Annotated in this window: 11 protein-coding genes and 3 pseudogenes; 6 read left to right on the forward strand and 8 right to left on the reverse strand. The window is 61.1% G+C overall.

What is annotated here, in order from left to right; genetic code table 11:
- Positions 1 to 58: 58 nt before the first annotated feature.
- Complete coding sequence (locus PWP93_RS35590; RefSeq protein ID WP_421048188.1) at positions 59 to 310, forward strand: type II toxin-antitoxin system Phd/YefM family antitoxin; 252 nt, start codon at positions 59 to 61, stop codon at positions 308 to 310.
- Positions 307 to 693 (forward strand): type II toxin-antitoxin system VapC family toxin, encoded by a 387-nt coding sequence (locus PWP93_RS35595; protein ID WP_421048189.1) that lies wholly within the window; start codon positions 307 to 309, stop codon positions 691 to 693. The genes PWP93_RS35590 and PWP93_RS35595 overlap by 4 nt, the downstream gene beginning before the upstream one ends.
- A 57-nt stretch (positions 694 to 750) precedes the next feature.
- On the opposite strand, the pseudogene PWP93_RS35600 reads toward PWP93_RS35595, so the two are convergent.
- The 4 genes and pseudogenes from PWP93_RS35600 to PWP93_RS35615 form a co-directional block, all read right to left on the reverse strand.
- Positions 751 to 942, reverse strand: a pseudogene (locus PWP93_RS35600) (IS5/IS1182 family transposase); the annotation flags it as partial.
- Positions 943 to 2072: 1130 nt separating this feature from the next.
- The gene (locus PWP93_RS35605; RefSeq protein ID WP_421048190.1) at positions 2073 to 3212 is read right to left on the reverse strand and encodes a patatin-like phospholipase family protein; all 1140 of its coding nucleotides are present in this window, start codon (positions 3210 to 3212) and stop codon (positions 2073 to 2075) included.
- A gap of 469 nt (positions 3213 to 3681) precedes the next feature.
- Positions 3682 to 4479: a molybdate ABC transporter substrate-binding protein gene (locus PWP93_RS35610; RefSeq protein ID WP_421048191.1), complete on the reverse strand. Its 798-nt coding sequence runs from the start codon at positions 4477 to 4479 to the stop codon at positions 3682 to 3684.
- 341 nt (positions 4480 to 4820) lie between these two features.
- The gene (locus PWP93_RS35615) at positions 4821 to 5105 is read right to left on the reverse strand and encodes a DUF3303 domain-containing protein (protein ID WP_421048192.1); all 285 of its coding nucleotides are present in this window, start codon (positions 5103 to 5105) and stop codon (positions 4821 to 4823) included.
- Between the two features lie 549 nt (positions 5106 to 5654).
- On the opposite strand from PWP93_RS35615, the pseudogene PWP93_RS35620 reads away from it, so the two are divergent.
- A pseudogene (locus PWP93_RS35620) lies at positions 5655 to 6001 on the forward strand (LysR family transcriptional regulator); the annotation flags it as partial.
- A 71-nt stretch (positions 6002 to 6072) separates the two neighbouring features.
- Here the strand turns inward: PWP93_RS35620 and PWP93_RS35625 are convergent.
- From PWP93_RS35625 to PWP93_RS35640, 4 genes and pseudogenes are all read right to left on the reverse strand, one after another.
- The gene (locus PWP93_RS35625) at positions 6073 to 6726 is read right to left on the reverse strand and encodes a peroxiredoxin-like family protein (RefSeq protein ID WP_421048193.1); all 654 of its coding nucleotides are present in this window, start codon (positions 6724 to 6726) and stop codon (positions 6073 to 6075) included.
- A 259-nt stretch (positions 6727 to 6985) separates the two neighbouring features.
- On the reverse strand, positions 6986 to 7327 hold the full coding sequence (locus PWP93_RS35630; protein WP_421048294.1) for a DoxX family protein: 342 nt from the start codon (positions 7325 to 7327) through the stop codon (positions 6986 to 6988).
- Positions 7328 to 7336: 9 nt separating this feature from the next.
- Positions 7337 to 9102: pseudogene (gene arsA, locus PWP93_RS35635) on the reverse strand (arsenical pump-driving ATPase).
- 344 nt (positions 9103 to 9446) lie between these two features.
- Entirely contained in the window at positions 9447 to 10631 is a 1185-nt protein-coding gene (locus PWP93_RS35640; protein ID WP_421048194.1) for a thiolase family protein, read from the reverse strand.
- 447 nt (positions 10632 to 11078) lie between these two features.
- On the opposite strand from PWP93_RS35640, the gene PWP93_RS35645 reads away from it, so the two are divergent.
- The 3 genes from PWP93_RS35645 (at position 11079) to PWP93_RS35655 (ending at position 15052) form a co-directional block, all read left to right on the forward strand.
- Positions 11079 to 11357 (forward strand): hypothetical protein, encoded by a 279-nt coding sequence (locus tag PWP93_RS35645; protein WP_421048195.1) that lies wholly within the window; start codon positions 11079 to 11081, stop codon positions 11355 to 11357.
- A gap of 680 nt (positions 11358 to 12037) precedes the next feature.
- Positions 12038 to 12550, forward strand: coding sequence for an arsenate reductase (azurin) small subunit (locus tag PWP93_RS35650; RefSeq protein WP_421048196.1), 513 nt, complete (start codon positions 12038 to 12040; stop codon positions 12548 to 12550).
- A 12-nt stretch (positions 12551 to 12562) separates the two neighbouring features.
- Positions 12563 to 15052 (forward strand): arsenate reductase (azurin) large subunit, encoded by a 2490-nt coding sequence (locus tag PWP93_RS35655; RefSeq protein WP_421048197.1) that lies wholly within the window; start codon positions 12563 to 12565, stop codon positions 15050 to 15052.
- The last annotated feature ends 32 nt before the right edge of the window (positions 15053 to 15084 follow it).

The raw sequence follows: 15084 nt of genomic DNA on the forward strand, positions 1-15084 counted from the left end.
ACAGTCCGCAGGTGGTCATATAAACTAAGTCCATTAAACTAAGCTAATGAGGCGCGACATGCACACCTACAACATCCATGAGGCGAAGACCCAGCTTTCCCGGCTGGTCGACGAAGCCGTCAAGGGCGGCGAACCATTTATCATCGCGAAGGCCGGCAGGCCGCTGGTGAAGGTTGTGCCCCTCGATGCGCCGGCCGTCACGCAGCAGCGGCGGATCGGTTTCATGGCGGGCCAGATTCAGGTTCCAGCCGACTTCGACACGATGGGCGCCGATGAGATCGCCGGGCTGTTCGAGGGCAAGGAAGCATGAAGCTGCTGCTCGACACGCATCTGCTGCTGTGGGCTGCCGCGGGCGCCGCAGAGCTGTCGGCCGGGGCGCGGGCCCTGATCGGGGACCCGGACCATACCCCGCAGTTCAGCGTCGCCAGCCTGTGGGAAATCGCAATCAAGCGCGCCATGAACCGCGCCGATTTCCAGGTCGAGCCGCGGGTGCTGCGCCGGAATCTGCTCGACAACGGCTACGAGGAATTGCCGGTGCTCAGCACGCACGTGATGGCCCTCGAAGGGCTGCCCCCGATCCACCGCGACCCGTTCGACCGGCTGCTGGTCGCCCAGGCGATCGCCGAAGGCGTCACGCTGCTCACCCATGACGAATCGGTCGCCCGTTACCCGGGCCCGGTGCGGCACGTCTGAAAGAGAGCGATCAGTACGCCATGATGATCCGCCGCGCGAATGAGCCCCAGCCGATGCCCGCAACAGCCAGCGCAAGGTATAGCCGGCGGCACAGGGCAGCGTATGCAGGGCGTCGTCCAATTGACCTTGCAACTGGCAACGATCCATCCGGTGGTCCGACCTGAGGTGGCCCACCACGTGGCTACGTTTGAGCCACCGCCGCTGTCGCCGGGTCAGCGACTTGTACTTGCCGCGATGAATGATCTCGATTCGGGGTGAGCAGGTCCCGTACCGCTCGCAGTTCTTCTCGCACGGCTGCGCCCCACGGGGCATCAGCTACGCGTGGCCGGCCGTGAAAGCGTTCCGGTCAGCGCGTGCCGTTCCCGCGCCGGCCCCCGCGCTTGCCATGGTGATTGGCGCACCCTCACAGAATGGCTGCCGACACGGCAGATAATGATCCGCGAAACGCCGCGGGTGAATTTGCGTGCGTGGCATGCGCCGCCCTGATGAGTGCTCACCAACGACCGGGGCCGGCTGCTTCCGGGATTGGCGTGATCGCTGGGGCCTGGCGCGCGCGACCCGACGAAAAAACGCCCGCACAGGGGCGCGGGCTTTGAGGATGTGCGCGGGCCGGGGTGCCGCACGCACGCCTAAATATTACGCGAAACCTGAGGGGTGACATTAAAAAATTGCGTAACATATTGATTTATATAATATAAATATGGTTACGTGCGGGCGGGCCGCTGTCGATCCGTCCCCAATTCCCGGGAGCATTGATAATGGGGCGTTATGTCAGGTCGGGTGATGCCCGTCGCGGCGAGGCTCTGGATGCAACTAACGGTCCACCGCCTTGCCTCACACAATACCGGTGCATGCAGTCTTCCAAGGCCACAGCGTCGGGCAACCCAGTCAGCCCTCGTCCCGGAAGCCGAAGCCGGACCACCGGCCCGCCGCGCGGGGCGGCCGGTCCCGTCCCGGCGCTGAACCTGCCTTGCGTTGCCACCCGCTTTGAGGAGAGCCGGCAAGCTGTCCGGAAGCCCTTCGCCTCGTCGAGACGCCGGACAGGGAGAGGGATGACGGCCGTGCCAGGGCGGGAGGATCCGATTGTAATAATTAGGTATGCTATTGATAGTTTGGCGATCTCAAGGAACCGGCCCTTCACACAGGTTCTACGCTGAAGCGAGATGAAAATTTGGCGATGGGGCCACGTTTTCCACAACGATCGGCTGCTACACGCGCTCACGGATAACGGTGCTCGCACCTCGGCGACTGGCGCGTCCCGACCCTGAGCGGTCTATCGACATACAGGTCGACAGCTCCTTGCACGGGCAAGCGGTCATTCGACCTGGCTGGCAACGGGTATTTCCCTGAAGAGTCTCGGCAGCCTGCTGAAGTAGGCGTCAAACGCGTCTTTCACCCGTTATGTATTCGTCCGCGTTGTAGACGGTCAGTCCTTCTACTGGGTCCATCGGTGCCTCCCACGGGCGCGCGGCAATGGTCCGCATTGCTGCTTCATAGCCCGCGCGCTGTCGGGAAGCAATGCCGGCTGGAGTGAAATCGATATCCTTCAACTGGTCGTCACCTTCCAGGCGGGGCGCAGCAAGCTTGATCATGCGCATGGTGGTATGGCACCCCCAGGCGGCAAGCGCCTGGACTTCAAATGAAGTGCGCTCGGCTTCCGGCAAGCGATTAACCAGTTCTCGGATCACATGGCGCAGACGGTGTATCTGCTGCTGACGCGCGATGTGACTGTCGGTGCGACTGGCGTACTGGATGTCCTTTTGCCGCTCCGAGATCTGCCATATGCTTTCCGGCTCAGGGCCGATCGGGTTCCACACCTGTACCGAGAAGATGACCGAACTCTTGCGGGGCTTGTCATCCAGCACCACCTCGACCGGGGTGTTGGAATAGACGCCGCCGTCCCAATACGGTTCTCCGTCTATCCGCACGGCCGGGAACGCGGGCGGCAGCGCGCCCGAGCTCATGATGTGCGAGGCATTCAGCCGTTGGTCGCGCGAGTCGAAGTAGCGCATCGCGCCCGTGCAGGCGTGAACTGCTCCCACGGTCAGTCGCGGATTACCGGCGTTCAGCAGATCGAAGTCGACCAGCGAACAAAGCGTATCGCGCAACGGCGCAATCAGGTAATACGATGCTCGATCCACGCCGAGCCTGGCGAGCGGCCCGAGCCAGGATGCCGGATTGGGCTGGAAGAATCCCTCGATGCCACCGCCGATGATCATCCACTTTGAAAAGATTTTGTCCCAGCCAGGCCAGGCGGCAGGCACGTCCAGGCGGGTGCGGTCGGTCACCTGGTTCCAGAATTCCTCCAGCCGTCGACAACGGCGCTCCGGTGGATTCCCAGCGATCAAGGCTGCGTTGATCGCGCCAATGGAGGTGCCGATTACCCAGTCCGGCTGTATGCCCGCTTCGTCCATCGCCTGGTAGACACCAAGCTGATACGCGCCCAACGCGCCACCACCCTGGAAGACGAGTACGACTTGCCCGGGCAGTTCTATGCGCGCTGGCTGGTTCACTCTCATCGATTGCCTCGCTGATCTTTTCGTTAGCGCGACCTGAGTAGGGCGCACCACGCGCAGTTTCACCGTTGGCGGTAGCGGGGCGAGCGCGAATCGAGTGCCAGCAGGCGATCCCGTTTCCCTGGCATTGCGTAACGGTGTACGACGCTGGGACTCGAAGGTCCTTAGCAAGTGTAGGCGATCGCCGTACGCTTACCTACGTTTCATATGGGGACTCTCGAGCGCTGAGAGCGGCCTGAAACTCAGTGACTATTGGAGTTCGAATTGCCACCAATCTTCGCTAAAAGCGGGCGCACGCCGGGCCCTCAACGATCAGTCATTCGGGAAAGCGTTGCGAGAAGTCCATTCCCAGACCAGCGCGAGACGATCGCCGCTAAAGCTTGGTTTTCTGCACGTTGGACGCCGCTACGGATGACCATCTTATGATGGCAGCCCCTTCGGTGCAGGCTTGTCGGCAGCGCTACTGCCTGGCTCAGTTCGCGGGCGCCGCTTTGAGCGGTTCGAGCCCGCTCCTCGCAATCGCCGGCGCTGCCTCCGGCGACGATAGAAAACGGATCAGCGCCTCCGCGCCGACTGGATTTTTCGCAGCGGTGGCGATGCCCCCGGAGAACACCGTGTAGCTTTGTACTTGCGCGGGCAAACTGCCGACCACCTTCACCCCCTTCACCGGCAACAGTGCCACGACCTGCTGAAGCCCGAGTTCGGCTTCGCCGTTCGCGACGGCAGCGGCGACCAGCTCGTCCGGAACCATGCGGCTCTTGCTCTGCAGACGCCCCTCAATGCCGAGACGCGAGAACAGTTCGCTGCCGATATAAACTCCAATCGCGCTGTCCGGATAGACGATCGACTTCGCTGCAAGCAGTGTGCGGCGCAATGCGTCGGCAGAGCTGATATCTGGTATCGGCGCATCCTCGCGAACCGCCACGCCGATGGGTGCGCGTGCGAAGTCCACCTTGCTGCCAGGCACCACCGTGCCAGCTTTTATCTGATCGTCGAGCGCATAGCTGACCACGATCAGGACGTCTGCCCACTCGCCACGCGCGAGCCGCACGGAAATGGCATTAACAGCGGTGCCCACGGCTGGCCCCCAGACGGTAACAAGTGTACGGCCGGTCGCCTCTTCGAATTGCGTGCCCAGTTCGCGATACGCAGGCGTAAACCAGCCCGACATCATGACCTTGACTTCGTCTGCCAATGCCGCGCCGCAGCCCAGTAACACGAGGGCCACGCAGAACGCGAGTGTGCAAACCCTCAGCTTGTGGGTAGTCACGGCTCCGCCCCATCTCAATCGGCTGACTCAACCCATACATGCATCGAGTCCGGATGCCGGTCATGGCTTAAGCCGGCCGCGCGGCACGGGCACGACATCAGTTCGACGTCGTCGAGCCACAGCTGGCGCGATGCCAAAAGTGAGATCAGATGTTGGAAATCTACCGGCCGTAAGCGCCTGACTGCCTTGCAAACATCGCCAGGCATGCCGTCGCTTTATGGGTTTCCATGGATGACCTCCAGGCACCGATACATCCGATCGACGGCAAGGCATGACATGAGCATATCCTGAGCGCGCCCCCCGACGCGCTGCAGGTCCAGCCATCCGACGCTTGCGGATTCTTAGTTTGCCGCCCCCTGTCGAGCACCTATAACAGCGCCGAGTTCATCGTCAGTTAGTGCGGGCGCTATTCTGAAAGAGAAAATATCACTCCACTCCATCACCATCGCCGCGACCGCGCTGGCGTCCGGCGCTTCAACGATTGCAACGCCCCTAAACTCGCCCCCTGCATGCCAGCGCCCCAACATCGTGATGTTGTCAGGTGGCCGACCGCCTGTTTTCATGAAGCGCTCAATCGCAGCTTGCTGCATTGCCGGCTCACCGCTCCATTGAATAATAAATTTCATGGCGAATGTCCCTTCGAGGTTGGCGATGCCGGCTCGTGGCACGCCATCTCTGCGTGGTGGGAGCCCCGACACCGCGGCAGGTCGTCGCCCATTTGCCGGCATGGATTCTTCGCATCGTCAATGCCGTCGGGCTAAGCCACGAGACCCCAATACTGGGTTAACTCAATGGATCACGGCCGAAACTTGCTGGGCACAGTGTGCGACGCCGCACATATGCGAAAGATATAAACCGACCCGGAGCGGACCTTTGAGGCCGGTCCATGCCAACGGCCGGTTTAGAGATTCAATCGGACATACCCTTCCGTGACGCGTACCTCAGTCTCGGTGAGCATTCCGGTACGTCGATGGCTTCACGCACTCGCATGCAACCACCGATGCAGCGGTCCAAGCGCTACCGAAAGGGCCATGCACACCAATAAGACTGCGACGAGCGCGAATATCGCCGTTCTGAACGCACGCACATACTCGACGGCACCAGGGCTCACACTCAGCCTCGAAAAGAACGCGCCGCCCAGCATCGCCGCGCCAACGGCGGCGCCGATCTACATCGCCAGTGCGAGTTGGTTGCTGCGCTGCGAGCCGCTCTTCTGGGTCACGTCGCCCTCCTGGGGGCGCAGTTGCCGCTCGTGCTGCCGCCGGCCGACTGCCAGCTGCATCAAGTCGCCATGTCATTCCTCAAAGTAAACGTCATGCCCTATGAGCTCGTGCACAGTGCGTCCAGCGTGGCCGGCCTGCAATCGATGCTTGCAGCCGGACTGGATGTGGACCGCCTGAGAGCGTCCGCGATCGGGGACGGTCTCGTGCGGCAGGGAGCGAAGTGCCCCTTGCCGGCGTTGCCGGAAACGGTGTTCTCGCTGCCGCCACCGCGTCCCGGCGAGCGGGACATGGTGGCGTAGGCGAGAGAATTGCCGGCGCGGCAGCTCCGGTTGTGAGGCAGGAAGCGGCGACCACGATCAACGATGATCGGCTACTTCGCGATTGGACCGAGCGCAGCGACGACTGTTTCAGGTTCCACGCGTCCCAGCATGTAGTCCACGTCGACATGGGCCAGACGGATTACGCCAGTCTTATCGATAACGTAAGTTGCCGGCACCGGAAGCTCATAGGAATCCTCTCCGTTGCGCTGCGCGATGTCGTTCTTGAAAACGTTCTTCGAGAGCGATCTCAATTCCTGGCCGACCTGGAACACGATCCCGAATTGGCGAGCCACCTCATTGCCAAAGTCGCGTAGAACTGGAAAGGTCAGCTTGTTCTTCTCGGTCATGACAATCCCATGATCCGGCTTCTCTGGAGAGAGCGCGACCAGGGTCGCGCCCAGCGATTCCATTCTCGGCAGTGCCTCCTGCAGGCCACGCAGTTCGATATTGCAAAATGGGCACCATTCGCCGCGATAGAAGCTGATCACCAACGGTCCGTTGGCAATTAAAGCCGCGAGCGAAACTTTATTCCCGAACGCGTCGGGCAAAGTGAACTCCGGCGCCGATTGCCCCACCTTCAACGCGCCGTCAATCGTGCCCGCCGTTCGGACACGCTCCATGTCGTCTGCAATGACGCTGAACTTCTCCCCAAGCGTTTCCTGGGCCTTCGCCTTGATCTCCGCGGCGGCTTGCTTTACCGACATCTCAATCTCCTTGAAGTCGACCATTTGTAGCGATTAAAACCCGCCCAACGGCCGGCGGTAGCCCGGCCGTGAATGGCAGGTCGCAAGCACGAGAATTGGATGACCGCTTCCGAAGTGCTTCGGACGCCCGTTGAACGGATAGTCGCAATGGAAAAATAAATCGTTCAATCCATGCAGAGCTCGCTGCACGATGTAGCGGCGTGCTGACCTAGAATGGGGCTGTCCGACCGCTTTTAAGCTTTTGAGGGTCACGTAAAGTCTAGGCCCGTGCCATGGGACCGACATCAAGCCGCTTGCGCCAGGCGATCCAGCCGACAACAATCGATAGTGTCGCCACGACAAGTGGCGCCACCCCATGCCCGTATTCGCTGTGGACTGTGACGGTTGCCAGCGCAGCCAACATCACGGCGCAGGCAAGCGCCGAGCCCCATAGTCGCGTCCGTGCTCGCGCCAGCAGAATAGCGGTCATGAGTTCCAGCGAACCGGTCACGAAGTGGAACCAGTGCGGATACCCCCACGCACCCAGACAACGATGGTCGGCGGCACCCGACTCTTTGCGGGCATCAAGGAGCGCGCAACTGAACGACTGCCTCCAAGGCAGCCTCGGCCGTCAGTCGCCTTCAAGAAGCTTTTCAAGCGCAGTGATTCCCACCGGTCGATCTGCTCGCCATGGAACCACGTAGACCTGGTGTTCCGATATCCTTGACACCCGCTCCATCTGCTCTCGTTCGCTATTCAAACGCGCCAGCAACACGGGATCTTGTGTGTCCGTGGCCAGCAATGACCGGTTGACCACCCATGCAAAGGGTTCGATATCGGCCCTGCGTAGATCTTCCTGTAATGCCGCTGCCTGTGACACCGGCGTTGTTTCCGGCAATGTGACGAGGATGATCCTGGTGTAACTGGCATCCTGCAATCGCATCAATGGCGTCACGATGCGACCGGCAGCCTTGTCGTCAAACGAGCGCATCATCTGACGATGGTAGGCGCCCGCGGCGTCCATCAGCAATAAAGAGTGACCGGTCGGAGCGGTATCGAGTACCACGAATGAACTGCCAGCCTGAGATACGACATGCGAGAAGGCGTGAAACACGGCGACCTCTTCAGTACAGGGGGACCGTAGGTCCTCGATGAGCAGCGCCTTCTCGTCCTCTGTCATTTGCGGCGCGCGTGCAGCCACGATCTTGTCCACATACTTTTGGGTTTCCACTTTCGGATCGATGCGCCCCAGAGTGAGCCCCGGCACGTTTCCCTGGAGGGTCATCGCCAGATGCGCCGCGGGATCAGTAGTGTTCAGATGCACCGACGTCCGCTGCGAACGAGCCCCAGCGCAATAGCCGACGCGATAGTTGTCTTGCCCACGCCGCCTTTGCCCATGACCATGATCAGCCCCCGCTCGGCGTGGGCCAATTCCTTGACCAATTCCGACATGGTGTGATACGCAAAGTGTGTGGGCACCCCGCGAGGAGTGTCGCTTACGTATGTCGATTCCGGATCCAGGAGGGCGCGGAGCGCAGGCAAGCCCACCGAGTCGACCGCGCGCAGAGGCACATAATCCGTAGGAAGCTGCCGCAGCGGTTCCGGCATGGCTGCGAGAGCATTCTTTCCCAAGGTATCGAATGCGTCGCCAATGCGGTCATTGGAGTGGCCCGCCTGAAAGACGGCGTTCACGACCAGACGCTGATTTACCAGCCCCAGATCTCGTAGCTCGAAGGACGTACGCGCGGCTTCTTCCAATGCGCCGGTTTCAGGGCGAGCGACCAGCACGACGGTTGTCATACTCGCGTCGTTAAGCGCAGCCAACGCCTGATTGAAGAGTTCCTCCTGCATTTTCAAGCCGGAATGCGGTCCCAGACAGGATGCACCCCGGTCATTGCCTTCAAGGAACCCGCTCCACGCTTTGGGCAGGCTCAACAACCGCAGCGTGTGACCAGTGGGGGCTGTGTCGAATACCACATGATCAAAGCCGGAATCACCATGAGAAAGTAAGCTGGAAAACTCGTCAAAAGTGGCGATCTCGGTGGTGCAGGCACCGGATAGCTGTTCTCGCACCGTGGCAATTTCCTCGGCACTTGCATCGGGGCTCATCTGTTCGACGACGCGCGCTCGATAGTTCTCAGCTGCGACGTCCGGGTCGATATTCAGGACGAGCAGGCCGACCACACCCGGAACGGAGACCGGGCTATTGGTCAATTCAACACCGAGCATTTCATCCAGGTTGGACGCTGCATCGGTGCTGACCAATAAGACCTTTTTGCCGGCGTCGGCCAGCGCGATGGACGCGGCGGTGGAAACCGAAGTCTTTCCAACGCCACCCTTTCCGGTGAAGAACAAGTACTTGGTCGGTGCATCCAGCAATGCGAGCCGTGGTGGCATGGGCTTCCCCATTCTGATTGATCTCAAATCATCTTGCATCAAGTTGCCAGCGTCCGGGCGTCACCGCGACAACCCCGCTAATACGGGGCGTTCTTCACTGGCAGTTCGGGATGCGGCCCTATCCGGCAGTACGTCCAGCGCCGCAACTCCGTGGAAAAGCCATCGTCCAATTGTCCGATCATGGTCGTGATGCGATGGCCGGGCGCGTCCCCGGCGTGATGCATCACACCGCCCGTCAGGCGCGTCGACAGTGGAACAGACCGCCCATGCGGCAAGCTGCCGATCGTGGCCGGCCTGATCACGTCTGCGCTGGGGGCGCTTTTCCGGAAGGAACACTACGCGTATCACAAGGTCTCGAGCGCCAGCGCTATGCCCTGTCCGCCGCCGATGCACAACGTCACGATGCCGCGTCGGCCTCCGCCACGCTGCATCTGGTGCAGCAACCGAGTGGTCAGTACCGCACCGCTCGCGCCGATCGGATGACCGTGCGCAATCGCCCCACCTTCCACATTCACAACGTCCTCCGCGAATCCCAACTCTCTTAGACACGCCAGTGCGATCGCCGCGAACGCCTCGTTGATCTCCACGCGGTCTACCTCTGCCACGGACCAACCCGCGCGCGTGAGGGCCTGCCGCACGGCGGGAATCGGTCCGAGGCCGAACAAGCCCGGTTCCACGGCCCCTATGCCATAACTGACCAGCCGCGCCATCGGCGTCAGGCCATTGCGCTCGGCCCAGCCACGTTCGGCGACAAGCGTCGCAGCGGCCCCGCTGTTCAGGCCGGGCGCATTGCCGGCGGTGATGGTGCCGTCCTTGCGGAACGCCGGTTTAAGCTTGGCAAGCGATTCAGCGCTCGTGTCTGGCCGATTGTGTTCGTCGCGGCCAAAGATCGTCGGACCCTTGCGACCGGGCACCTCCAGGGGCGCGATTTCGGCATCGAACAGCCCGGCGGCCTGGGCCTGCGCGAAGCGTTGCTGCGAGCGCAGCGCCCAGCGATCCTGGTCTTCCCGGGAGACGCCGCACTGACTCACCAGATCTTCGGTATGCCAGCCAGAATGCTGACCGCTGAAGGCGTCGTTGAGCCCGTCGAGCAGCATGCTGTCGAAGAACGTCACATCGCCCATCCGGGCGCCCCAGCGCCCCTGTGGCAGCAGGTAGGGGCTACGGTCCATGTTTTCCATGCCGCCTGCAATCGCGCAATCGATCATGCCGGCCCAGATTTCGGTTGCAGCGCTGGCGATCGCCTGCGCGCCCGACCCGCAGACGCGGTTAACCGTGAGCGCGGGAACCGCGACCGGCAAGCCGCCGCTGACACCGGCCTGTCGCGCCGGATTCATCTTCACGCCGGCCTGAATGACGTTTCCCATGACTAGCGACTGCACCTTGTCGGCCGGCAATCCGGCGCGCTTGAGGCTTTCGCGGATGACGGCAGCGCCCAGTGCTGGCGCCGGCATGTCCTTGAGTGTCCCTCCATAGGTGCCTATCGCGGTGCGTACCGGGCTGCACAAGACGACTTCGACGTTGCTCATGACGTTGCTCCTGACAGGAATGATGCGTGAATCACGTGGCACGGCGAATGGTGCCGGACAATGCGGTTCCCGGTGCGAGGGTATTAAACACCGCTCCGTATTTCTTAACGTTCAGATGTAGCGATTTTGTTGCCAATGGTCCTCGTCAGCGTCGACAACCATCTTGTCGTCGATTGATTCGAGACATAGGGGGCTATCGTGGCGGACTTCATGAGATGCGCCTCGACGCCGCGTACATGCCCATTGTCTGCCGAAGCCTCATTACATCGAAAACGATGCGTGGCTGGGCCTCGTCGCGATGACGTGTCTTGCTGCTGCACCAGGCGGCCTTTCATGATGCCTGGGCGAGTTCGATTCATCTTGACCTGTGTCAATGCGCGTACCCTCGCCGGCGGGCAGGCTGATGGGACCGAGCCACAGCACGGGCGACAGGGTAGGGAGGCTGACTTGAAAGATATCGATCGGGAAATCGACGGACTGTGGAAACGGATCAATCTCATGCAGGCTCAGGCGGACGCGATGATGACCGTACTTCAGGCAGCCATGCCGACTGTAGAAAATTCGCCGACGTTCGCGGCATCAGTCCGTGAGATTTTCGATGCGCGGATGGCCAACCGGCTCTGTCGTGGCGTCGATGAAGCATTCGTCGACGAATATGTTTCCAGCCTCAAGGCGATCGTGCCAAAGCACCTTTCAGGCACGTTGACGCTGCGGCCTCATCAGTAGAGCCTCTTTGCCTCGGGCCGGATGTGAGCATGGCGCCTTTCTCGCCGGGTTGCGGATGACCTGGCGCCACGGACCGCGCTGATTCCGTGGCTTGCCGAGTCGCCAGTCGGCGAAGCCGGTCTGAACCCAGGTGATCACGTCGCGGACAGGCATGCAGTGCTTGGAAAGCGTAACGCCATGAAAGTGCTTCCGGTTCTATGGCAACGACTCGTCTCCAGCGGCACGACCTGCCCGCGTTGCGTGGACACTGGCGATGAAGTGAACCGGCAATCCGGCAACTCCGCGAAATCCTGGTGCCGCTCGGTATCGAGCCGGTCCTGGAAACGTCTTCCAGAGGTCGGCTTCGCTCGCCAGCCGGTAGTAACGGGGCCCGGCATACGCCTTCGGGCGATCACACGACCAGCACGGCTGGGGGCGCGTTTCATCTGAGCTTTTGCGGTTTCTCCGAGGAGTTAGAAAAGAAAGGGCGGACTTCCTACCAAGAAACCCGTAATTAGATCATTCGACCCTGATGACGCTTGCATTGTCGAAACGTTTGCTCTACACCAATATCAACATTTCGAAAAATATAAAAATTGGTGCGCCGCGGCTTCCCATCTCAGTCATGTACCCGAGTTCGCCTTCGATCAAATCTGTTCGTCTAACTAATTAACCAAATTAGTTTTTCTGTGGAGGAGACCATGAGTCTTAGTCGCAGACAGTTTCTGAAGCTCACGGGAGGTGCGGCGGCTGGCGCGAGTGTCGCCGTGGCGGGGACCGGCCCTACCCAGGCGGCGCCAGCGGACGTTGGACGTACGACGTTGCCGTACGTGCCAAAGGTTGTCGCACACGCCGGGCAACTCAGGGAGAACACGCCGGTCATGTTCTCCTTTCCGGACGCTGCGTCGCCCTGCGTCGTGGTCAAAACGGGCGCACCTGTGCCAGGCGGTGTCGGCCCCGACCACGACATCGTCGCCTACAGCGTGCTATGCACGCACATGGGCTGCCCGGTGGCATACGATCCATCCGCGCGCGTGTTCCGCTGCCCGTGCCACTTCAGCATCTTCGACGCCGAGAAAACTGGCCAGATGGTTTCGGGGCAGGCAACGGAGAACCTGCCCTCGATCGTGCTCGACTACAACGCAAGTGACGGCTCCGTGCGGGCCGTCGCGGTCAACGGGTTGATTTATGGCCGTCAGGCCAATGTGCTGTAAAAGGGGATCACCATGGCTACCAATCGGGACCGGGTGGCGCTGCCCCCCGTACAAGCCCAACGGACCAATCTCACCTGCCACTTCTGCATTGTCGGGTGCGGTTATCACGTCTTTAAGTGGCCGGAGAACGTCGAGGGCGGACGCGCGCCCGAGCAGAACGCGCTGGGCCTCGACTTCCGCAAGCAATTGCCGCCGCTCTCCGTTGTGATGACGCCGGCAATGCAAAACACGATTACCGACCGTGACGGTCACCGTTACAACATCCTGGTCGTGCCGGACAAGCAATGCAGTGTCAATCAGGGACTGTCGTCGACGCGCGGCGGACAGCTGGCGAAAGTCATGTTCACCCCGGATGGTGGCGTCGCGAAAGAGCGGCTTCACAGCCCGCGGGTGTATCTTGCCGACCAGTGGATGGACACCAGTTGGGATGATGCACTCGCGCTGTATGCAGGGCTTACCCGGAAGATTCTCGACAATGACGGTCCGGCCGGCCTTGCGTTCGATTGCTTTGATCACGGTGGTGCCGGCGGAGGCTTCGAAAACACGTGGGGCACCGGTAAGCTAATGTTTACCGCGCTCAAAACGCCGCTCGTACGCATTCACAACCGCCCCGCCTACAACTCCGAGTGCCATGCCACGCGCGAGATGGGCATCGGCGAATTGAACAACAGCTACGAAGACGCTGAACTGGCTGACGTGATCATGGCAATCGGCTGCAACTCGTACGAGACGCAGACCAATTACTTCCTGGCCCACTGGCTGCCAAATCTGCAAGGGCAGAGGATTGACAAACGCAAGCAGCGCTTTCCCGGTGAAAGCGTCGAAGCCGCAAAGATCATCTTTGTGGATCCGCGTCGCACGACCACGATTACGATCGCCGAGCACGTCGCCGGCAAAGAGAACGTGCTGCACCTGGACATTGAGCCGGGCACGGACATCGCGCTCTTTGACGGCCTGTTGACCTATGTCGTCGACCAAGGCTGGCACGATAAAGATTTCATCGCCACATACACGAACGGCTTTGACGACGCGATGAAAACCAACCGGCTGTCGCTTGAAGACACCAGCCGAACCACCGGTGTGCCGGTCGAACGATTGAAGCAAGCGGCCGAGTGGGCTTACAAGCCCAAGGCGTCGGGGCATCGCCCCCGGACCATGCACGCGTACGAGAAAGGCATCATCTGGGGCAACGACAACTACGTCATCCAGTCCGCGCTGGTCGACGTTGTGCTCGCCACGCACAACGTAGGCCGCCGCGGCACGGGTGTGGTACGCATGGGCGGTCACCAGGAAGGCTACACGCGCCCGCCTTATCCCGGCGACACGAAGATCTACGTCGATCAGGAGATCATCCACGGCAAGGGCATGATGTACACAGCCTGGGGTGCCAACCCCTTCCAGACCACTCTGAACGCCCAGGAACACCGCGGCGTGATTCTGAAGCGAGCCGGCATTGTCAGGGAGGCGATGGCGCGCGAGCGTGGGGCATCGACCGCGCAACTCGTGGATGTGGCCTACGACGCGGTGAAGCACCATGGAGGGTTGTTCGTCACGAGCATCAATCTCTATCCGACCAAGCTCGATGAGGCCGCCGTTCTGCTGCTCCCCGGCGTCCATCCGGGTGAAATGAACCTCACGTCGATGAACGGCGAGAGGCGCATGCGCCTGTCACAGAGATTCATGGACCCGCCGGGATCGGCGCTGCCCGACTGCCTGATCGCGGCCGCTATCGCGAACACGCTAAAGCAGATGTATGCGGCGGACGGCAAGCAGGACATGGCGCAACGTTTCGCCGGCTTCGACTGGAAGACCGAGGAGGACGCCTTCAATGACGGCTTCCGGCAGGTCGGCCAGCCCGGTGTCGGCAAGATCGACAGCCAGGGCGGCAACACCGGCAACCTCGTGACATACGAGCGTCTGCGTGCCGCGGGCAACAACGGTGTGCAGTTGCCAGTCAAGTCTTATGAAGGCGGCAAGCTGATTGGTACCGAAATGCTGTACACGGATGGGAAGTTCGATACGCCCGACGGCAAGGCGCAGTTCAAGCCCGCGAAGTGGGCGGGGTTGCCCAAGCCAGTGGCCGACCTGAAGTCGAAATACCGGTTTTGGATCAACAATGGTCGCGTCAATGAGGTCTGGCAGACGATGTATCACGATAAATTCAACGAGTTCGTGCGCGAGCGCGTGCCAATGGCGTACCTCGAAATCAATCCGCAAGACGCCCAGGAGCTCGGTGTTGCCTCGGGAGATGTCGTCGAGCTCTACAACGACTACGGCTCCACCTTTGCAATGGCGTATCTGGAGCCAGCCATCAAGCGCGGCCAGACCTTCATGCAGTTCGGGCACTTTAACGGGATCATGGGTAACGTCACCACGCCCTGGACCGACCGTAACGTGGTGCCCTACTACAAGGGCACGTGGGCGAACCTGCACCGCATCGGCACTGTGCAGGACTACAAGAACACCGTGAGCTTCAAGAGCCGGCGGCAGCCGACGGCCTGACAGACTTGTCCTGTACACCCCGGGGTGTACAG

The organism is Paraburkholderia sp. A1RI-2L, assembly GCF_048957375.1.
GTDB lineage: Bacteria > Pseudomonadota > Gammaproteobacteria > Burkholderiales > Burkholderiaceae > Paraburkholderia.

What these genes read in the sequence shown, in the direction of transcription:
- PWP93_RS35655 (WP_421048197.1), top strand. Translation starts at nt 12,563, where the DNA reads ATGGCTACCAATCGGGACCGGGTGGCGCTGCCCCCCGTACAAGCCCAA.
- PWP93_RS35590 (WP_421048188.1), top strand. Translation starts at nt 59, where the DNA reads ATGCACACCTACAACATCCATGAGGCGAAGACCCAGCTTTCCCGGCTG.
- PWP93_RS35615 (WP_421048192.1), bottom strand. Translation starts at nt 5,105, where the DNA reads ATGAAATTTATTATTCAATGGAGCGGTGAGCCGGCAATGCAGCAAGCT.
- PWP93_RS35595 (WP_421048189.1), top strand. Translation starts at nt 307, where the DNA reads ATGAAGCTGCTGCTCGACACGCATCTGCTGCTGTGGGCTGCCGCGGGC.
- PWP93_RS35650 (WP_421048196.1), top strand. Translation starts at nt 12,038, where the DNA reads ATGAGTCTTAGTCGCAGACAGTTTCTGAAGCTCACGGGAGGTGCGGCG.
- PWP93_RS35605 (WP_421048190.1), bottom strand. Translation starts at nt 3,212, where the DNA reads ATGAGAGTGAACCAGCCAGCGCGCATAGAACTGCCCGGGCAAGTCGTA.
- PWP93_RS35640 (WP_421048194.1), bottom strand. Translation starts at nt 10,631, where the DNA reads ATGAGCAACGTCGAAGTCGTCTTGTGCAGCCCGGTACGCACCGCGATA.
- PWP93_RS35625 (WP_421048193.1), bottom strand. Translation starts at nt 6,726, where the DNA reads ATGTCGGTAAAGCAAGCCGCCGCGGAGATCAAGGCGAAGGCCCAGGAA.